The organism is Bounagaea algeriensis (assembly GCF_054491375.1).
In genome coordinates this window covers 784561-804542 of record NZ_CM137102.1, presented here as the reverse complement: position 1 = coordinate 804542, position 19982 = coordinate 784561, and the positions used below count along the sequence as shown (strand labels likewise).

Annotated in this window: 17 protein-coding genes and 1 tRNA gene; 4 read left to right on the top strand and 14 right to left on the bottom strand. The window is 70.6% G+C overall.

Annotated elements, in window-relative coordinates; translation table 11 throughout:
• Nucleotides 1-172 precede the first annotated feature (172 nt).
• From ACVGV2_RS03660 to ACVGV2_RS03645, 4 genes are all read left to right on the top strand, one after another.
• The gene (locus ACVGV2_RS03660; protein WP_459164639.1) at nt 173-625 is read left to right on the top strand and encodes a (2Fe-2S)-binding protein; all 453 of its coding nucleotides are present in this window, start codon (nt 173-175) and stop codon (nt 623-625) included.
• Nucleotides 612-1574 (top strand): FAD binding domain-containing protein, encoded by a 963-nt coding sequence (locus ACVGV2_RS03655; protein WP_459164638.1) that lies wholly within the window; start codon nt 612-614, stop codon nt 1572-1574. The genes ACVGV2_RS03660 and ACVGV2_RS03655 overlap by 14 nt, the downstream gene beginning before the upstream one ends.
• The gene (locus tag ACVGV2_RS03650; RefSeq protein WP_459164637.1) at nt 1571-3730 is read left to right on the top strand and encodes a xanthine dehydrogenase family protein molybdopterin-binding subunit; all 2160 of its coding nucleotides are present in this window, start codon (nt 1571-1573) and stop codon (nt 3728-3730) included. The genes ACVGV2_RS03655 and ACVGV2_RS03650 overlap by 4 nt, the downstream gene beginning before the upstream one ends.
• 76 nt (nt 3731-3806) lie before the next feature.
• Nucleotides 3807-4706, top strand: coding sequence for an alpha/beta fold hydrolase (locus ACVGV2_RS03645; protein WP_459164636.1), 900 nt, complete (start codon nt 3807-3809; stop codon nt 4704-4706).
• Nucleotides 4707-4725: 19 nt separating this feature from the next.
• Here ACVGV2_RS03645 and ACVGV2_RS03640 read toward each other — a convergent pair whose 3' ends face one another.
• The 14 genes from ACVGV2_RS03640 to ACVGV2_RS03575 form a co-directional block, all read right to left on the bottom strand.
• A complete protein-coding gene (locus ACVGV2_RS03640) occupies nt 4726-5073 on the bottom strand; it encodes a histidine triad nucleotide-binding protein (protein WP_459164635.1) in 348 nt (115 codons plus the stop codon).
• 350 nt (nt 5074-5423) lie between these two features.
• Nucleotides 5424-6431 carry a glycine betaine ABC transporter substrate-binding protein gene (locus tag ACVGV2_RS03635; protein ID WP_459164634.1) on the bottom strand — a complete coding sequence of 336 codons (1008 nt, stop codon included), beginning with the start codon at nt 6429-6431 and terminating at the stop codon, nt 5424-5426.
• A 29-nt stretch (nt 6432-6460) separates the two neighbouring features.
• A complete protein-coding gene (locus ACVGV2_RS03630; RefSeq protein WP_459164633.1) occupies nt 6461-7267 on the bottom strand; it encodes an ABC transporter permease in 807 nt (268 codons plus the stop codon).
• A gap of 4 nt (nt 7268-7271) precedes the next feature.
• A complete protein-coding gene (locus ACVGV2_RS03625; protein WP_459164632.1) occupies nt 7272-8432 on the bottom strand; it encodes an ATP-binding cassette domain-containing protein in 1161 nt (386 codons plus the stop codon).
• A gap of 16 nt (nt 8433-8448) precedes the next feature.
• A complete protein-coding gene (locus ACVGV2_RS03620; protein WP_459164631.1) occupies nt 8449-9087 on the bottom strand; it encodes an ABC transporter permease in 639 nt (212 codons plus the stop codon).
• A 17-nt stretch (nt 9088-9104) separates the two neighbouring features.
• Nucleotides 9105-10031, bottom strand: a complete 927-nt coding sequence (locus ACVGV2_RS03615; protein WP_459164630.1) for an alpha/beta hydrolase — start codon at nt 10029-10031, stop codon at nt 9105-9107.
• A 19-nt stretch (nt 10032-10050) separates the two neighbouring features.
• Entirely contained in the window at nt 10051-10875 is an 825-nt protein-coding gene (locus ACVGV2_RS03610) for an IclR family transcriptional regulator (RefSeq protein WP_459164629.1), read from the bottom strand.
• Between the two features lie 144 nt (nt 10876-11019).
• Entirely contained in the window at nt 11020-11850 is an 831-nt protein-coding gene (locus tag ACVGV2_RS03605) for a DUF6282 family protein (protein ID WP_459164628.1), read from the bottom strand.
• A 63-nt stretch (nt 11851-11913) separates the two neighbouring features.
• Nucleotides 11914-12786 carry a nitrilase-related carbon-nitrogen hydrolase gene (locus ACVGV2_RS03600; protein WP_459164627.1) on the bottom strand — a complete coding sequence of 291 codons (873 nt, stop codon included), beginning with the start codon at nt 12784-12786 and terminating at the stop codon, nt 11914-11916.
• Between the two features lie 160 nt (nt 12787-12946).
• A tRNA-Leu gene (locus tag ACVGV2_RS03595) sits at nt 12947-13020 on the bottom strand.
• A gap of 457 nt (nt 13021-13477) precedes the next feature.
• Nucleotides 13478-14800: an NAD(P)/FAD-dependent oxidoreductase gene (locus ACVGV2_RS03590; RefSeq protein ID WP_459164626.1), complete on the bottom strand. Its 1323-nt coding sequence runs from the start codon at nt 14798-14800 to the stop codon at nt 13478-13480.
• Nucleotides 14801-15136: 336 nt separating this feature from the next.
• Nucleotides 15137-16078 carry a LysR family transcriptional regulator gene (locus tag ACVGV2_RS03585; RefSeq protein ID WP_459164625.1) on the bottom strand — a complete coding sequence of 314 codons (942 nt, stop codon included), beginning with the start codon at nt 16076-16078 and terminating at the stop codon, nt 15137-15139.
• A gap of 38 nt (nt 16079-16116) precedes the next feature.
• Nucleotides 16117-17103, bottom strand: a complete 987-nt coding sequence (locus ACVGV2_RS03580; RefSeq protein ID WP_459165856.1) for a formylglycine-generating enzyme family protein — start codon at nt 17101-17103, stop codon at nt 16117-16119.
• A gap of 61 nt (nt 17104-17164) precedes the next feature.
• Nucleotides 17165-19516: an arylsulfatase gene (locus ACVGV2_RS03575; RefSeq protein WP_459164624.1), complete on the bottom strand. Its 2352-nt coding sequence runs from the start codon at nt 19514-19516 to the stop codon at nt 17165-17167.
• Nucleotides 19517-19982 lie beyond the last annotated feature (466 nt).

Here is a 19982-nt window from a genome sequence, read left to right as displayed (position 1 = left end):
GCGACCTCGCGGTGGGCCCGCCGATTGCGGCGCGGAGGGAATCCGGTAGCCTCGCCAACGAGATCAACCGGATGAATATCCGGCTCGATCCGACGACTCGACTTCGAATCCCACCACCACGACCCATGCCCGCCATGGGTGTCCCGCGTGGGCGATCCGCGAAAGAGAGCCTGTGGACATCTCACTCGAAATCAACGGCAGCGCGGAACGGCTCGACGTCGACCCCGGCGTGACCCTGTTGGACGCACTGCGCGAACGCCTCGGCATCACCGGCCCGAAGAAGGGCTGCGACCGCGGCCAGTGCGGTGCCTGCACCGTGCACGTCGGCGGCAGGCCGGTGCTTTCGTGCCTGACCCTGGCCGCCACCGTGCAGCAGCCCGTCATCACCGTGGAAGGCCTGTCCGATGAGGACGGCATGCACCCGGTGCAGCAGGCGTTCGTCGACCAGGACGCGCTGCAGTGCGGCTTCTGCACCTCGGGGCAGATCATGTCGGCGGTTGCCGCCGTGCAGCAGGACGTCGACGACGTCCGGGAATTCATGTCCGGCAACATCTGCCGTTGCGCGGCCTACCCGAACATCATCGCCGCAGTCGAACAAGCGAGGCAGGCCGATGCGCCCCTTTGAACTCACAGCACCCGCGACCGTCGACGACGCGCTGACCTCCGCGGGGACGTTCCTGGCCGGCGGAACCACCCTCGTCGACCTGATGAAGCTCAACGTCGTCGCACCGCAGCACGTGCAGGACATCAACCGGTTGCCGTTGCGCGGCATCGACACCGCCGACGGGCTGCGGATCGGCGCGCTGGAGCGGATGAGCGACGTCGCCGAACATCCCGGTGTGTACCCGGCGATCACGCGCGCGCTGTCGCTGAGCGCTTCGCAGCAGTTGCGGAACATGGCCAGCATCGGCGGAAACCTCGTGCAGCGCACCCGCTGCACGTACTTCCGCGATGTGACGATGCCCTGCAACAAGCGGGAGCCCGGCAGCGGATGCTCGGCCATCGCCGGGAACAACCGGATGCACGCCGTGCTGGGCACGAGTGATGCGTGCGTGGCCACGCACGCCAGCGACCTGGCGGTCGCGCTGGTCGCGCTCGACGCGAAGGTCCGGCTCGTCGGCGAGAGCGGGAGCCGCACCGTCGAACTGGCCGACTTCTACCGCCTTCCCGGGGACACCCCGGAGGTGGAGAACGTCCTGCGTCCCGGTGAGCTGATCAGCGAGGTGCTGGTGCCGCGGCTGGACTGGGCGGCGCGTTCCACCTACGTCAAGGTGCGGGACCGGCAGTCCTACGAGTTCGCGCTGTGCTCGGCCGCGGTCGCGCTGGACGTGCAGGACGCGCACGTCGCGGACGTCCGGGTTGCTGTCGGCGGTGTGGCGACCGTGCCGTGGCGGCTGCCCGCCGTCGAGGACGCCCTGCGTGGTGCGCCCGCGACGGCCGAGTCCTTCGACAACGCCGCTTCCGCTGCCTCCGAAGGAGCAGAACCGTTGTCCGACAACGGTTTCAAAGTACCCCTGTTGAAGCGGACCGTTGTCCGCGCACTGCTCGAAGTGACCGAAGGGAGCCGCTCGTGACCAGTCGGCTGGACGGCCCGCTCAAAGTCACCGGCAGGGCCGATTACGGGGTGGACCGCAACCTCCCCGGCACGGTCCACGGATACCTCGTGCTCAGCACGATCGCCAACGGCGAGATCGAGGACGTGGACGTCACGAGGGCAGCGGACTCGGCCGGGGTGCTCGCCGTGTACACGCCGTTCTCCCCGCTCGGCCTGCACGCGCCGAGCTCACCGGTCTTCGGCGAGGGCCGGGCTCCGCTGCAGGACCGCACCGTCTCCCACCGCGGCCAGCCGATCGGGTTCGTGGTGGCCGAAACGTTCGAGCAGGCCCGGGACGCTGCGATGCTCGTCGACGTCTCCTACTGCGAGCGGCCGGCGCTGACGTCGCTGGAGGACGGTCTGCCCGCAGCTGAAACCGATCCGTCCAACGAGGACCTCGAAATCCTCACCGAAGGAACCGAGTCCATTGCGGACGCGATTACTGCGAGTCCGAAGAGGATCGAGGCGACGTACCGGACCGCGCCGCAGAACCACGCCGCGATGGAACCGCATTCCGCGGTCGCGGTGTGGGAAGGCGGGACTCTGACCGTCTACAGCGGCAACCAGGGATCCGACCTGCAGGCGGCGGAGCTGGCCACGGCGCTGGGGGTGGACGCGTCGGCGGTCCGCGCGGTGAACCCGTTCGTGGGCGGGGCTTTCGGCGGAAAGGCGCGCACTTCCGCGCCGGCGTTGCTGGCATCGGCCGCGGCCAGGGAGCTCGGCAGGCCGGTGAAGGCCGCGCTCTCCCGGGAGCAGGTCTTCACCGCCACGGCCGGCCGTGCCGGAACGGTGCAGCGGGTCTCCCTCGGTGCGGACGCGGACGGGACGCTGGCGGCGCTGCGGCACGACTCGTGGTGCAGCACGGATGCGGACCGGTCGTTCGTCGAACCGACCTCGCACGGCACCTCGCGCGAGTGGTACGCCACCAGGAACCTCGCCGTGAGCCAACGGATCGTGCCGTTGAACGTCCCGCCGACGACCTTCATGCGCGCCCCTGGCGAGGCCCCGGGCTCGTTCGCGCTGGAAAGCGCGCTCGACGAGCTGGCGGTCGCGCTGGAGATGGATCCGATCGAGCTGCGCATGCGCAACGATTCGACCGCGCCGCCCGGCAAGGAGCTGCAGTGGTCCGACAAGCACCTGGACGAGTGCTTCCGCATCGGTGCCGAGCGCTTCGGCTGGGCCGACCGCGCGCCGCGCGGCCGCACCGAGGGCGACTGGCAGGTCGGCACGGGCGTGGCGACCGCGATGTTCCCGGCGATGCGCTTCCCCGCGAGCGTCGAGGTCACCTTGCGGGACGACGACACGGCGGTGGTCGCGACCAGCGGTGCCGACCCGGGAACCGGGCTGCTGACCGTGCTCGCCACGGTGGGGGCCGAGTCGCTGGACATCACACCGGAGCAGATCACCCCGCGGCTGGGTGATTCGACCTTCCCGTCCGGCGGCATGTCCGGTGGCTCCACCGCCACGGCGAGCGCCGGCTCGGCCACCACGGTCGCCGCGACCGAGGTCATCGACGAGCTGGTCGCGCTGGCGTCCGCGGCGGGCGCACCGTTCGAGGGCGCGGAGGTCACCTACGACCGGGGGCGCGTGCTCGCCGGTGACCGCTCGATGACGTTCGGCGAGCTGCTGCGGGCGTTGGACCGCACGTCGCTGTCCGCGACCGGATCCTCGGCCCCTGGCGAGGAGCTGTCGAAGCACTCGTTCAGCTCGTTCGGCGCCCAGTTCTGCGAGGTCCGCGTGCACCGGTTGACCCGCGAGATCCGGGTTTCCCGCATGCTCGGCGTGTTCGACGCGGGCCGGATCGTCAACGAGAAGGCGGCGCGCAGCCAGCTCGTCGGCGGCATGATCTGGGGCGTTTCCGCTGCGCTGCACGAGGGCTTGGAGATCGAGGACGACGGCCGGTTGGCCAACGGCGATTTCGCGGAGTACCTGCTGCCGGTGAACGCGGACGTGCCCGACGTGGGCGTGGATTTCGTCCAGCACCCGGACACGTTGCACAATGCCGTCGGCGCGAAGGGCGTGGGTGAGATCGGCATCGTCGGCATGGCGGCGGCCGTCACCAACGCCCTGTACGACGCCACGGGAATTCGCGTCCGCCGCATCCCGGTCAAGCTGGAGGACCTCCTGGACGGCTGACGCGCTCCGACTGCTCGGCGAGTTGCGGCACGCTGGTGCGCTCGTTGTCGAGCGCCGGCAACGAGAGGTGATCAGCGTGAACGACGGACCGCAGGCGCAGCGCAGCACGTTCATCGACTTTGCCGAAGGACCCCTGCGGGTCGTTCGCGCGGGCGAACGGGGATCGGCGGTGCTGCTGCTCAGCGGCGCCGGACTGGACAACGCGCTGCTGAGCTGGCGGCACCTCATCCCCGCGCTCGCGACCGAGCACCGGGTTTTCGCGATGGACTGGCCCAAGCAGGGCGCCAGCAGGCCGTGGCACGGCTCAGCGGGCCACGACCGGATGCTGCGCTGCATTTCCGAAGTCCTCGACCACTTCGGAATCGGCAGCGTCAGCATCGTCGGCCTCTCCCAGGGCGGAGCGCTCGCCCTGGCCTACGCGATCGAACGTCCGGACCGGGTCCGCGAGCTCGTCGCGTTGGCGCCGGCCGGCATCATCTCGTTTCCGCCCGGCGTGCACCAACTGCTGTGGTTGGCCGCGCAGCTGTCCGGTCCCAGCGCCCGGCTGTCGAGCCGCATCTTCCGGAGCAGGGCGATGGTCGCCCGGCTCGCGAGGCGAGCGCTGTTCGCCGGCCCGGTCGACGACTTCGACGAGGTCGTCGACGAGATCCACCGGGAAGTGCTGGCCAACGGCGCCGGTGCGTCCGACTGGCAGAACGCCTCGATCGGTTTCCGCTCGATGAACGTGGACCTGCGGCCCCGCCTGCACGAGATCGCGTGCCCGACGCTGTTCATCCAGGGAGACGCGGACATCGCGGTCAAGCCGCGGCACACTGCCGCCGCGGCGCGGCGTGTTCCTGGTGCGCGGTTGGAGGTCCTGCCGGGCAACGGGCACTGGCCGAACCGCCAGTCGCCGCAGCGGGTCAACGGGCTGATCGCCGAATTCCTCGCCGAGGACGGTTCTTCGGCGACCGAGCGCGACGAGCCGCGCGGATGAACGCACCGCCGGCAGCGGCTCAGCCGGGAGGCCAGCTGAACGGGCGTCCGCCGAGCACGTGCCAGTGCAGGTGCGACACGGTCTGGCCGCCGTTGCGACCGGTGTTGCACACCAGGCGGTAGCCGGTTTCCGCGATGCCCTCGTCCAGCGCCACCTGGTGCGCTTCGAGGACCAGCTCGCCGGCGAGCGCGCTGTCCGCGGCCCGCAGCGACGCCAGGTGGGGGTGGTGTTCCTTCGGGATCACCAGCACGTGGTTGGGGCCCTGCGGGTGCAGGTCGCGAAAGGCGAGCACGCGGTCGGTTTCGCGGACCACGTCTGCGGGCGCCGCACCACGCACGATCTCGCAGAACGGACATTCCTCGGCCATGTTCGCCACAACTCCCCTCTTCCACGCCGGTCGCGCTGCCGATGGCACTGCCGGTCGCACTGCCGGTCGCGCTGTCCCGCGCGGGAGCCTACCGGAGCCCACCCGGCGCCCGGCCAACGCGCGCACGCGCACCCGGCCCCGGCGAGGGGTGCGGGGCCGCGGCAACAGGCACGAGGGCTCCGGGGACTCCGACCGCGGTTTCCCAGCACGCGCTTTCGAGGCCGCGGGGAATTTCGACCACCACTCCGCACCGACCCTCGCGACCAGGCTGGGCCGTCTACCAGTGCCGGTGACGACCAGCTGTTTCGCCGCATGCGCCAGTTTCGAGGGGTCGGTGCTCGCACTGCCGGTCAGCGCTGCCCGCCGCCGATGTAGCCGTGCTCGCGCAGGAAGTGCAGCGCGGCCTCCTGCGGGCTGGCTCCCCGCATGTCGACCATGCCGTTGAGCTCGATCATGGTGTCGGTGGTCAGGTCGTGGCCGATGCGGCGGGCCAGCTCGCGCACCTGCGGGTGCTCGCGCACCGTTTCCTCGCGCACGGTCAGCGCGGCCAGCTGGGTGTCGAAGTGCGTGCGCGGGTCCTCGAGCACCTGCAGGTCCAGTGATTCCAGCCGGGCGTCGGTGGTGAACACCTCGGCGAAGTTGCACGGGCTGCCCTTGGCCGCGTTGACGAAGTTCAGCGCGAAGTCGTTCTGGTAGGTGTGCTTGGCCGGGATCCGGAAGTCGTAAGCCTGCTGCATCGGCTGGAATTCGCGGTCCAGGAACTCGGCGGCGCCGCAGACGCTGGCCTCCTCTGGGTGGTGTTCGGCCAGGCGGCCCAATTCTCCGAGGTCGTCCACCTGGCCCGCCGGACCGCTCGCGTCGGAGGCGCGGGCGATCGCGTAGGTGTTGCCGAAACGCGCCGGTCCCAACCAGGCGATGTCGTTGCGCTGCTGGTCTTCCCGCTTGACGGCCTCGTACTGGGCGCGCTCGCCGGGGATCGGGTTGTCGTGGCCGAGGTACATCGACCAACCGGTGCCGGCGTACTCCCAGTACATGTCGATCTCGCCGTTGGTCAGCGCCTCCCGGGTGATCGTCGATCCGGACAGGCCGGTTTGGTCCTGCGTGCTGGCTCCGGCCGCACGCAGCGCGTTGATCATGATCTCGCCGAGAACGGTCTGCTCGGTGAACTCCTTGGAGCCCACCGTGAACTCCGCACCGCGCAGGTCGAAGTCGTGCGCGATCGACCCGCCGCGCAGGGCGGCGCCGGTGGGCGCGTCGTTGCCCTCGCCGGGCACGCCGGCGCAGCCGCTGACGAGCACCGCGACGAGGCTCAGCAGTGCGGTCGCGGCGCGGGACCGTCGTTGGTGCAGTGATCGCAACGTGAAACCTCCCTGATCCGCGGCGACCGCTAGTCGTGATCGCCGGCCCGGATCCCGCGCGGGTGCAGGAAATCCTCGGCGATCCCCGCGATCCAGTCGATCAGCAGCGCCAGCGCCGCGACGAGGACGCTGCCGGTGACCAGCACCAGGTTCCGGTTCGAGTTGATGCCGTTGGAGATGATGTCGCCGAGCCCGCCGGCGCCGACGAACGTCGCCAGTGCCACCGTTCCCACGGTGATGACCAGGGCGGTGCGGATGCCGGCCAGCATCACGGGCACGGCCAGCGGCAGTTCGATCTTCCACAGCACCTCCGTTCGCGTCATGCCCATCCCCCGGGCCGCCTCGATCACCGCGGGGTCGACCTGTTGCAGCCCGGCGAGCGTGTTGCGCAGCACCGGCAGGATGCCGTAGATGACAAACGCGATGATCGCGATCGCGTTGACCCCCAGGCTGAGGAAGGTCACCGCGAGCAGCACGATCAGTCCGATGGAGGGGATCGCCTGACCGAGGTTGGCAACGGTCAGCAGCGGCGCGGACAGCGACCGGCTCCAGGAGCGCGTGAGCAGCACACCGGCGGGGATCGCGATCGCGAGGACCACGGCCGACGTCGTGACGGTCAGCAGCAGGTGTTGGACGAACCGGCTGAGCACGTAGTCGGCGTTGAGGCTGCGCTGTTCGATGAGGTCCAGCGGCTGGGCGGAGACGTGGGCGTGCAGGGCGGCCAGCACCACCGCCAGCGCCACCGGCCTCGCCGCGTAGCGCGCCGCCGTCACGATCCCGGCCGGTACGCCGCGGGCGGGCCGGCCGGTGGTGGGGTCGCGGGTGAGGACGGCCATCGCGCTACATCCCCTGCAGCTCGTCGCAGGCCCGCGTCGTGGCGGCGACGCGGGTGTTCAGCAGCTCGCGGAGCGAGTCCAGCTCCAGCACTCCGCGGTAGGTGCCGTGCTCGTCGACGACGACCGTCGCCGAGGAGTTGTGCGACAGCATCGCGTCGAGCGCTGCGAACAGCGTGTCCGCCGGGCCGAGCCGCGTGATCAGCGGCATTTCCGCACCACCTGCACCTGCCGCTTCCCGCGGCAGCCAACCGGTCGGGCGGCCGTGCGCGTCGAGCATCGGCAGGAATTCCTCACCGCGCTCCCGGACCAGGGCGGCCCGCTCCGCACCGGTCATGTCCGCCCGCGCCGCGGGCCACCGCGGAACCGGCACGGATTCGAGGGTGGCCAGCGAAAGGCGTTTGACGGCGGTGCCCGTGCCGAGGAAGTCGGCGACGAACTCGTCGGCCGGTTCGGCGAGGATGTTCTCCGGGGTGTCGTACTGGGCCACGGTGCCGCCCTCGCGGAAGATGGCGATGCGGTCGCCCATCTTGATCGCCTCGTCGATGTCGTGCGTGACGAACACGATCGTCTTGCGCAGTTCGGACTGGATGCGCAGGAACTCGTTCTGCAGCGCCGCGCGGTTGAGCGGGTCGATCGCGCCGAACGGTTCGTCCATGAGCATCACCGCCGGGTCACCGCCGAGGGCTCGTGCGACGCCGACGCGCTGCTGCTGCCCGCCGGAGAGCTGCTTGGGGTAGCGGTCGCGGTAGCGGGCCGGGTCCAGACCGACCAGTTCGAGCAGTTCGTCGGCGCGTGCGCGGACGCGCGCGGCGCTCCAGCCGAGCATCCTGGGCACCGTTGCGATGTTGTCGCCGACGGTGCGGTGCGGGAACAGCCCGGTCTGCTGGATGCTGTAGCCGATCGTGCGGCGGAGTTCGTCCGGGTTCACCTCGGTGACGTCGGTTCCGTCGAGGTGGATGCGGCCCGAGGTCGGCTCGATCAGCCTGTTGATCAGCTTCATCGTGGTGGTCTTGCCGCAGCCCGACGGTCCGACGAACACCACGATCCGCCCCGCGGGGATGTCCAGGTCGAGGTGCTCGACCGCGGCCGAGGACTGCCCGGGGTAGGACTTGCTCAGGCCTTCCAGGCGGATCATGGTGCGCTCCGCGCGCGTCGTGCCGGTCATGGTTGCCTCCCGCCGGTCACCGAGGGGGTGTGGTGAGTCGGTTCAACAGGGCGAACAGGCCGTCGAAGAGCACGGCGAGCAGGATGATCCCGGCGATGCCCTCCAACGTCAGGTAGATCGCGAACGGCGTGCCGGCCTTGGACAACCCGTCGAGGATGAGGTTGCCCAGTCCGGGGCCGTTGACCGCGGCGGCGATCGCCGCGATCCCCAGCAGCAGCTGCGCGGCCACCCGCAGGCCCGTGATCACGACGGGCCACGCCAGCGGGAACTCGACCGAGACGAGCCGCCGCAGCCGGTTCATGCCCATTCCCTTGGCCGATTCGACGACGGCGGGGTCGACTTCCCGCAGCCCCACCACCGCGTTGCGCATCACCGGCAGCAGCGCGTACATGGTCAGCGCGACCACCGACGGGCCGCTTCCCAGTCCGAGCGGTGCGATGAGCAGCCCGAACAGCGCGTACGAGGGGATGGTCAGGAACGTGGACGTGCACCCGAGGACGACGGTGCGGGCCCGGTCGGTGCGGTAGATCGCGATCGCCAGCGGAATGCCGATCAGCACGGCCAGCCCGAGGCCCTGCAGCACGAGCACCGCGTGGTCGAGCGTGGCCGCCGCCACTTCCGGCCAGTTCTCGGCGAAGTACTCGAGGAATCCCATCGCGTCCCACTTCGCTGCTAAGCGCTCACCGGGGCTTGCCCGAAGCCCGCGGAACCGAGCGGTTCGGCCAGGAAGGAGTCGACCATCCCGATCAGGTCGCGGAAAGTCGGGTGTTCGTCGAACATCCACTCCGTGTGGCCGCGACCTTCGAGGATCTCCAGGCGTTTCGGTTCGGCGGCGTGCTCGTACAGCGAACGCGCCTCGGCCGGCTTGTGCAGTTCGTTCTCGCCGCCGTGCACGATCAGCAGCGGACGCGGCGCGAGCTGGTCGGCGACCGCCTCGGGGCGGAACCGCAGCAGCATCTCGGCGGATTGCAGCGTCACGCCGGAGCCGAATCCCGGTGCGCGGTACAACTCCTCGCCCACGTAGCCGTCGGTGGCGGTGTCCAGGTCCAACCGCACGATGTCCCACGGCGAGGCCACTTCGGACCGCCCCAGTTCCGTCCGCCGGGCGCGGTCGGCGACCACGCGCTCCTGCAGGCGCCGCCAGCTGTCCTCGTCGTGCATCGCCCTGGTCGACCGGTTGCCGTCGCCGATCCCGTTGGCGCACACCACCGCTGCCACCCGCGGGTCCTCGGCCGCCTCGGCCACCACGACGCCACCGCCCATGCCCCAGCCGAGCAGGCCGACCCGGTCGGCGTCGATCTCCGGCAGCGCCGAGACGCGGTCCACGGCGGCGCGCAGGTCCTCGACCCACTCCTGCGGGACGAGCCGGCCGCGTTCGCCTTCGCTGAGGCCGAATCCGCGGTAGTCGAAGGTGAGCACCGCGTAGCCGCGCGGCGCCAGCGCGCGGGCGAACCGTTCGGGGTGGATGACCTTGAGCCCCTGGTAACCGGAGGAGGGAAGCACCACCGGGTACGGGGCGCCGGCCCCGTCGTCGGGCAGGTGCAGGTCGGCGTCGAGCCGCAGACCGCTGCTGAAGAATGGCAGAGCGCGTGAGTGCACGGTTCCTCCCGGTGTTGTTTCAACTGCGTGCGCGGCGGCCCGCTCCGACCGGCACGTCCGGCACCGACGGCAGCGGTTCCTCGCCCGCCATCGCCGCGGAGATCTGCCCAGCGGCCGCGCACACGATCCGCCCCGCCTTGTCCAGTTCCCGCTGCAGGCGGAACTTGGGCGCGGAAATGTTGAGAGCGGCGATGACACGTCCGCGGAGGTCGCGGATCGGCGCGGCGGCGGCGACGAGGCCTTCTTCGAACTCCTCGTCCACGAGGGCGTATCCGCGCGCCCGCGCCCGGTTCAGCCGTTCCAGCAGTTCGGCGAGGTCGCGGGCAGCGCCGGGCCCGGCCGCGCCGAACGAGACGTCCGCGAGGAGCTCCTCGACCTCGTCGTCGCCGTGGTCGAACAGCAGGGCGCGGCCGGACGAGGTGATGTGCAGCGGTGTCACGCGACCCACCCAGCCAGCGGTCTGCACGGCCCGCACGGGGCTTTCCGACAGCAGCGTCAGCGCACCGTCGCCGTCGAGCACCGTCAGGTGCGCGCGTTCCTTGGCGGCCGCGACCAGTCGGCGCAGCACGTGCGGCGCCTCCGCCAGCAGGCGTTGCCGCCCGACGTTGACGGCCATGCTGAACAGCCGCCAACCGAGCCGGTAAACCATGGTCTCGGGGTCGCGTTCGACCATCCCGCTGTCCTCGAGTTCGCGCAGGGCGCGGGAGATCTGGGTCTTCTCCTTGCCCACGCGGCGCGCGATCTCCACCACGCCGAACCCGCCGTGCTCGCAGGCCTCCGCCGAGCCGAGAACGGACAGGATCGCCACCGCCCGGTGCACGCTGGACGCCGTCTCCGCTGCCATGGCAGGAATAGTGGCGAATCTCGCAGCTGGGAGCAACGATGGTTGCTGGTACAGCAACATCTTGATCAGGGCCGCGCGGCGCAACCGGCCCGCTGCGGGGAGGCGGGAAGCGCGACTGTTCCGCTTCCCGGGGCTTCTCGACGGTCAGGTCGGCTCGACGAGGGACGCGGGCAGGTCACCGGCGCACGCGAGCAGCCGCCCCCTGTCGAGTCCCTGGCGGGCCAGCACGTCGACGAGCGCGGTCAGCGCCTCGGGCGGTTCCGGCGAGTTCGGCTGCCCCGCGTCGGAGGAGAGCACCACGCGCTCGAGGCCGACCTCCTCGGCGAAGGCTGCCAACCCGCGCGGGGTGCATCCCGGCTGGTGCAGCAGCTGGAACGCGGTGATCTCGACGAACCCGCCCGCCTCGGCGAACTCGGCCGCTTCGGCCGCGCTCATGGCCGGCACCGTGTAGGAGGGGTGGGTGAGCAGCAGTCGGCGCACGCCGTTCTGGCGCGCCGCATCCAGCAACCACCGCACTTCCGGAGCGCTGATGTGCCCGGTGGCGAGCACGGCGTCGGCCTCGGCGACGTACCGGCAGATCGTGCGCACGTCCTCGGCGACCGACCAGTCGACCGGCGGGATCGCGTAGGTGCGCGTTGGCAGGTCCGGTACCGAACAGCACAGCCGCGGCAGGTTCGCGGCATGCTGCGTGTGCGCATCGGCGGTGGGCATCCACACCACTCGTCCGCCGGCGCTGAGGCACGCCGCGACGGCGGTGGGGTTGATCCCGCCCACGTGCTGGTTCAGGGCCACACCGCCGTACACCCGCGGCGACTGGCCGCGTCCCGCCGCCGCGGCGCGACCGACCGTCGACTCGTAGTGTCCTTTCAGGACACACCCGTGGAAACCCGCCGCGGCGTAGGCCGCCACCGTCTGCCGGTCATCGGCACGCCTCTCGGTCACGTCCGGGGCCGCGTGCACGTGCAAGTCGAACACGCCTCCCACACTGACCTCACCGGCCCGGGTGCGCAACGCTCGTTGCTGATCCAGCAACAGGTTTCAATCGGCGCCCTCGTCGGCCAGTCGCCGGGCCTCCCGCGCGAGGAGTTCGAACCGCGCCTCCTGCAGCAGGGGCAGCTCACGCCGCCGGCGGCGCGCCTGCGCGACGTCGATGTCCACTGTGGTCAGGAAGGGTTCGCGCAGGGGCGCCTCGGCCACCACCTCGCCCGAGGGCGCGACCACGCGGGACCCGCCCCAGAACGAGACTCCGCTCTCCTCGCCCACCCGGTTGACGAAGACCACCCAGCACTGCTGCATCCGCGCGATGAACAGCAACAGCTCCCGCCAGTACGCCACCGTGTCGACGGCGCCGCCCTCCGCGGACCCCTGCCCAGCGGGCGCCTCCTCGGCGGGCGATGGCAGAGGGGTGGCGCTGTTCGTCGGGATCAGCAGCACCTCGGCGCCGTCCTGCGCTGCCAACCACGGCAACGGGGGCTGCCAGGCGTCGTTGCAGATCAGCGTGGCCATGCGACCGTGCGGGGTGTCGTAGGCCCGCAGGCTCCGACCGGGGGCGGCGTGCTTGCGCTCCTCCCAGTCGAGGTAGTTGACCAGGTACAGCTTGCGGTGGTTGTGCAACAACGCGCCACCCGTGAAATAGCCCGCCGCGTTGAACCGCCGCACGCTGCCGCTTTCGTGCGCACCGAGGAGCACGTCCGGGCCGTGCCGGGAGAGATCCGCGAGCCGCTCGTCGGCCATGCCCACCGAACGGTCCCCGGGCACGCGGCCGAGGGCGTAGCCGTGCAGGCTCAGCTCGGGGAACACCACGAGGTCGGCGCCCTCGGCCGCCGCGTCCCGGACCATCCGGTGCGCCTCGTCGAGGTTGGCCCGCACATCACCGAGCACGCAGTTGGTCTGGGCCAACGCCACCCGCATCGAGGATCCCTCCGCTTCACCGCCATGACGCCACCGCGACCTTCGCGACCGGCAGTTCTAGTCGTACGGCGGGGAAGCGGCAAGCCCGGTTGCCGAGCGGGCAACCGCGCAGGAGATCTGCCACAACGATCTCCTGCGGACTGTTTTCGCAGTTCAGCGGTGCCCCCGGTCGGGTTCGAACCGACACTTGAACGATTTTAAGTCGTTTGCCTCTGCCAATTGGGCTACGGGGGCCGATCCGTCGGCTACCGACGGTCACAGCACACCAGGGTCATGCTTGTGAGACGTCTCGGCACCATCGTTGGTTCCATCGCCCCGGAAACTCCGCAGGTGGGGTGACGCTGGTCCGGTGCGGGGAACGCCACGTGGCACGACCGCCGGCGGCGTTCACGGACGCCTGCGGCACGGACGGACCCGTCACGGGCACGCGCGTCACGGGCGCGGTCGGGCCGGTGCGCACAACGACACTGCTAAATCGGCCCGCACGACGAAACGGCCCACCACTCGGCTCCCCCTCACCCGCACGAGATCCACTCTTTCAGGCGACACGTTGGGTCAGTGTTCGAGCACTGACTACGCGCTGTCAAGCGAGCCCCGGGCAGATCACACTCAACGGGTCGCGCGCGACAAAGCCGCGTGCCTCGGCGGCACGCGGCTGTCACAGCACGACCGGACACGGCGGGCCGGGCGTTCAGCTCTCCGCAGCCTGTTCGAACTCGGCGCGCGGCTGCTGGATCTGCCCCAGCGATACGGCTTCCCGGCGGAACAGGAACGCCAGCGTCCAGTCGATCAGGATGCGCATCTTCCGGTTGAACGTCGGCATCTTGCCCACGTGGTAACCGCGGTGCATGAACCACGCGACGAAGCCCTTGGCCTTGATGCCGTAGACGTCGGCGACGCCCTTGTACAGCCCCATCCCGGCCACGGAACCGGCGTAGGCGTGGCTGTAGGCGTGCGTCTGCTTGCCCCGCAGCGTGGCGAGGATGTTCTTGCCCATCTGCTTGGCCTGGCGCACCGCGTGCTGGGCGTTCGGCACGCACAGCGCGTTCGGGTCCTCGTCGGTCTTGGACAGGTCCGGAACGGCCGAGCAGTCGCCCCCGGTCCACACGTGCGCCTTGCCCTCGACCTGCAGGTGGGAGGTGGCCTTGACGCGGCCGCGCTCGTCGAGCGGCAGGTCGCTGCTCTTCAGCGCCGGGTTGGCCTTCACGCCGGCGTTCCACACCAGCGTGTTGGTGTCGAACTCGCTGCCGTCGGAGAGCACGGCGTGCTTGTTCTCGATGGTCTTGAGGACCGTGTTCAGGTAAACCTCGATACCGCGTTCCTCGAGGGCCTTGACGACGTAGACGCCCATCTTCTCGCTGACCTCGGGCATCACGCGCCCGGCGCCCTCGACCAGCACCCACCGCATGTCCTCGGGGGCGACAGTGGAGTAGTAGCGGCACGCGAACCGGGCCATGTCCTGCAGCTCCGCGAGGGCCTCCACACCGGCGAAGCCGCCGCCGACGAAGGTGAACGTCAGCAGCTGCTTGCGGAGCTCCTCGTCGTCGGTGTTGGCCGCGGCGTCCATCATGGCCAACACGTGGTTGCGCAGGTAGGTGGCCTCGCCGACGGTCTTGAGGCCGATGCCGTGCTCCGCCAGGCCCGGGATGGGCAGCAGTCGGGAGACCGAGCCCAGACCGACCACGAGGTGGTCGTAGGAGAGGGTCTGCTTGCCGGACTGCGGGTTCTCCACCGTCACAGTCTTGGCACCGTCATTGATCTCCGTCACGGCCGCGGTGACCACGTGGCACCGTTTCAACACTCGTCGCAGTGGCGCTACCACGTGGCGGGGCTCGACCGAGCCCGCGGCCGCTTCCGGCAGGAAGGGCTGGTAGGTCATGTGCGGCTGAGGATCGACGACCGTCACGGAAGCTTCGCGGCGCCCGAGCTTCTTCTGCAGGTGCAGCGCCACGCCCATACCGACGGAACCGCCGCCGAGGATGAGAATCCGCGTGGGATCGGATTTACCAGCCATGGTCCTCATGGTCGCACCACCGCCCTTGGGCGCGCTGCGGCGGCCCCCGGGAATGTGACTCCGATCGCGAGTGGCGTCGATCACGGGCGACCGACCGTAATCGGTCGGCCGCACGCCGTGCTCGCGAAGTCGGGCGGCCACGTGCGGGAGCTGGCGACGTCGACTGCGTTGACATCAGCGCGACGTCAGCTAGGCGTCATCGGCTGGCTTTGCGGATACACTACCGGATCTTGCGAGCGCTGACCGCCGCTGCGACTGTGAGCTTGTCGACGGCCGGGCATTGCCGACGAGGTGCCCGGGACTGGATCGTTTCCGCGCTGCCGGCGACGCCGAGCCTCACGTTCTTCCTCCCCTTTCCGCTGCCCGCCGGGCGGGAGCGCCCTCGCCGGGTCGCGCGCCCCGCGCCGCGTGGCGCGCGGCGAGGTCGACGAATTCGGCGGCGGCCGGCGAGAGCGGCCCGAGGCGCCAGAACAGGCGTCCGCTGCGCACCACGCGCGGGTGCAGCGGCCGGACGACGGCGCCGTTGCGTTCGGCCTCCTCCGCCATCGATTTGGGCAGCAGCGTGGCGCCTGCCCCGGCCAGCACGAGCGGGACGATCATCGCCTGGTGCGCGGTCTCCACCGACACGCGCGGCGGCGCGCCCTGACTGCTGACGGTGTTGTCGATGATCGCCCGCGTGGCCGTGCCCTCGGGAGTCGTGACGAAGTCCAGCGCGGCCAGCTCGGCCAGGCTCATCCGGCTGCGCTCCGACAGCGTCCACTGCGGAGGGAGCACGGCGCGGATCTCCCTGCCGCGCAGCAGCACGCTTTCCATCTCCTTGATGCGGGTGGCCGAGTCGACCATGCCGAGCTCGCACTCACCGCTGCGCACACTGCTCGCCACGTCCGCGCCGAGTTCCGGATCGCGCACCTGCACGCGCACGTCCGGGTGCTGCCGCAGGAAACTGCCCACCAGGCCGGCCAGCGGGTCCACGGCCAGCGTGGTCTGCGAGACGATGTCCAACCGCCCTGCGGCCAGGCCGACCACGCGCCGCACCGAGTCCCCGGCCGTGCGCATGTCCCGCATCACCTGGCGCGCCGGTTCCAGCAGCGCTTCGCCCGCCGCCGTGGGGCGCACCCCCTGCGGGAGCCGGTGGAACAGCCGCCCGCCGAGTTCCTGCTCCAACGTGCCGATCGCGTGCGACAGCGAGGGCTGCGCCACGCGCAGCGCCTGCGCAGCAGCGGTGAAGCTGCCGTGTTCGGCGATGGCGACGAAGTACTCGAGTTCGCGGCGTTCCATCGGCTTCCCCTCCGCTCCCGTTCGGTGGCGGTGTCGGATTATCCGACGCCGTCGACCACGCAGCGGAATCCGACGTTGCCCAACGACGAATCTGGCGTCATGCCCTGACGCCCGGACACCCGGTAGCGGCGGCAGTACGAGGCGTGGCACAAGTACGAACCGCCCCGGGCGCACCGGTGCGTGCCGGAGCGCGGCCCGCGCGGGTCGGTGCGGGTGTCCCGGGTGTGGAACGCGGGGTGGAACCAGTCCTGGCACCACTCCCACACGTTGCCGGTCATGTTGTGCAGGCCGTATCCGTTCGCCGGGAAGGCGTCCACCGGGCACGTGCCGTACCAGCCGTCGGCGGCGGTGTTGCTCCGCGGGAACTCGCCCTGCCACACGTTCATCCGGTGCTCGCCGCCCGGTTCGAGCTCGTCGCCCCACGGGAACGCCTGCCCGGAGAGGCCGCCGCGCGCGGCGAACTCCCACTCCGCCTCGGTCGGCAGCCGCGCCCCGGCCCAGGAGCAGTAGGCCAGGGCGTCGTGGAACGTCACGTGCACGACCGGGTGCTCGAGAAGGTCGTCTACAGTGGACTGAGGTCCTGCGGGATGGCGCCAGTCCGCCCCTTCCACGACCCGCCACCACGGTGCGGCCGCCACGCCCTGCGTCGGCGGGAAGTCGTCCGGCAGCAGCCCGCCGAACACGAACGACCAGCCGTAGCCCTCCGCCTCGGTGCGGTAGCCGGTGGCGTCGACGAACCGGGCGAACTCCCGGTTGGACACGGCCGTCGGGCTGATGCGGAACGGGCTGATCCGCACGTCGCGGACCGGTCCTTCGCCGTCCTCGGCGTAGGAGCGCTCGTCCTCCGACCCCATGGTGAACACGCCGCCGGGCACCGGCACCGCGGCCACGGCGTCGGGCGGACCGGCCGGCACCCGCACCGGCTCGGCCTCCGCGGCGGGGGCGCGCTGCGCCGAAGGAGCGCAGCACGCCTCGGTCCCCTCACGGGTATCCGGGCCCTCCCCGGTTTCCCGAGCCTCCCGGATTTCCCGAGCTTCTCGGATTTCCCGAGCTTCTCGGATTTCCGGGCCGCGCGGTGTTCGCATCTCACTCATGGGCGGTCCGGAACTGCTCGGCGGCTTGGACGTCGCTGCACAGGTCGTCGCCGAGGTCGACGCGCACCGAGCGCAGCACGCCGGTGAACGCGTTGTCCGCGGCCGGGTAGTCCTCGGACACCGGCGATGCCCGGTCGACGCCGATGTCGAAGGTCTCGTCGAAGGCGAAGTAGTACGGGATCGTCCCGTCCACGTACCCCTTGTCCGCGGCCGCACCGTCCACGCGCAACTCGACGGTGCCGCCCTTGCCGACGCCGCCGCCGTCGTAGCCGAAGTCCGCCACGACCTCGTGCTCGCCCGCGGCGAGCACCGGTCCGCGCACCACGTGGGTCCGCAGCCCGAAGTAGTTGTAGGCGTAGCAGGCACGCCCCTGGTGCAGGTACAGCGACCAGCCGCCGAAGCGCCCGCCCTGGGCGACGAGCACGCCGCCCGCTCCCCCGTCGGGTACCGCGAACCGCGCGGTGACGGTGTGCGAGCGGTTCTTCACGTTCGGCGCGGTCTCCTCGGTCAGCCGCGGTGTCGCGGCGTGGAAGATGATGCTGCGCCGGTCGCCGAGCAGGTCCAGACGGCCCGCCTCGCGCGGGTTCTCCCGCTCGGTCATCCGGTCGTCCAGCGGGAACACCTGGTGCCGGGCGGCTTCGATGAGGAACAACTGCTGCAGTTCGCGCAACCTGCCCGGGTTCTCGGCGGCGATGTCGCGCGCCTGCGTCCAGTCGACGTTGGTGTCGTACAGCTCCCACCGGTCGTCGTCGAAGTAGCGCCGCACGCCGTCCTGCACCATCTCCCACGGCGTGCCGTGCCGGGTCACGGCCATCCAGCCGTCCTTGTAGATGCCGCGGTTGCCGACCATCTCGAAGTACTGCGTCCGGTGGCGGTCGGGCGCCTGCGCGTCGTTGAGGCTGTACAGCAGGCTCGTGCCCTCGATCGGCTGCTGCGCAACACCGTCCACACCGGAGGGTTCGGCGATCCCCGCGGCTTCCAGGACCGTGGGCATGACGTCGATGACGTGGTGGAACTGGTGCCGCACGCCGCCAGGTTCGTCGATGCCCCCGGGCCAGTGCACGATCATGCCGTCGCGCGTGCCGCCGAAGTGCGAGGCCACCTGCTTGGTCCACTGGTACGGCGTGTTCATCGCCAGCGCCCAACCCACCGGGTAGTGCGCGTGCGTGGTGGCATCGCCCAGCGCCTCGTCGTGCTCGAGGATCTGCTCCGGCGTGTCCTCGATGCCACTGGCCAGCCGGTGCTCGTTCAGCGTTCCGCCGAGACCGCCCTCGGCGGAACCGCCGTTGTCGCCGAGGATGTAGACGATCATCGTGTTGTCCAGCTCGCCCAGCTCGTCCAGCGCGTCCACGAGCCTGCCGATCTGCACGTCGGTGTGCTCGGCGAAGCCGGCGTAGAGCTCCATCAGCGCGGCGGCGGAGCGCTGCTCGGTCTCGGACAGCTCGTCCCAGTGCGGCACGCCCTCGGCCCACGGGGCGAGTTCGGCGTCCTCCGGCACGACGCCGAGCTCCTTCTGCCGCTGCAGGGTGATCCCGCGCTGCGCGTCCCAGCCGTGGTCGAAAGCGCCGCGGTACTTGTCCCGGTACTCCTTGGGCACGTGGTACGGGGCGTGCGTCGCGCCGAACGGCAGGTAGGTGAAGAACGGGCTGTCCGGGTTGAGCGTGCGTTGCGTGCGCACCCAGTCGATCGCCCGGTCCACCAGGTCCTCGGACAGGTGGTAGCCCTCCTCGGGCTTGCGGTCCGGCTCCACCGGTGTCGTGCCGTCGAACAGCACCGGGTACCAGTGGTTCATCTCGGCGCACAGGAAGCCGTAGAACTTCTCGAAGCCCTCGCCGGTGGGCCACCGGTCGAACGGGCCGGCGGCGCTGACGTCGCGCGCCGGGGTCTGGTGCCACTTGCCGAACGCGGCCGTGTTGTAGCCGTTGCCGCGCAGCACCTGCGCCAGCGTGGCCGCGCTGCGCGGGCGGATGCCGCTGTAGCCGGGTGCGGCGCTGGCCATCTCCGTGGTCACGCCCATGCCCACCGAGTGGTGGTTGCGCCCGGTCAGCAGCGACTGCCGCGTCGGCGAGCAGACCGCGGTGACGTGGAAGCGGCTGTAGCGCAGACCGCCGGCCGCCAGCCGGTCGGCGGTGGGCATCTCGCAGGGCCCGCCGAAGGCGCTGGGCGCGCCGAAGCCCATGTCGTCGAGCAGCACGACGACGACGTTCGGCGCGCCCTGCGGCGGCCGGGTCGGTTGCGCCGGCCGGTGGGCCGGGTCCTGGTCGCGGACGTCGGTGGCGGTGGGCGCGCTCGGCACCGGGTCGGGCAACGGCAGGTGCTGCCGGTTCGCACCGGAATCTGACATGCTTTTCCTCCTCGCCGAAAGGGCGAATCGAGCGGAACAGCGGAAAAATTCGATTTCTCTGGCGTCTCCGGTGGATACTAGTTGCCCGTCCGCCCGGCGCAAACCCCCGACGGCTCCGAATTCGGCGGCGAAAAGCACGGCAGAACATTTCCGCCGCTGCTCACGCGGCCCGCGAAGGCGCCGCAGACCGATTTTCGATAATTTCCATAGATCCCGTCTATGGGATGCGCGGGGATCGCTGCGCACGGGCCGGCCGCAGCTACTCGCCCGGGTGAACTGACGGGGCTCCGAAGCTGCAGGCGAGGAACAGGAACAGGCGGCGAAAACACGGGGAACCGCCCCGAGATACGAGAACGCCCCCCGATCAAAGCCGAGGGGCGAACCGTGCTATCTTGAATCCGCCAAGAGTTCAAATAGCAGGGTCAGCGTAGCACCCGGAAGCGCGCTTCCTCCACGGCCGTCCCAG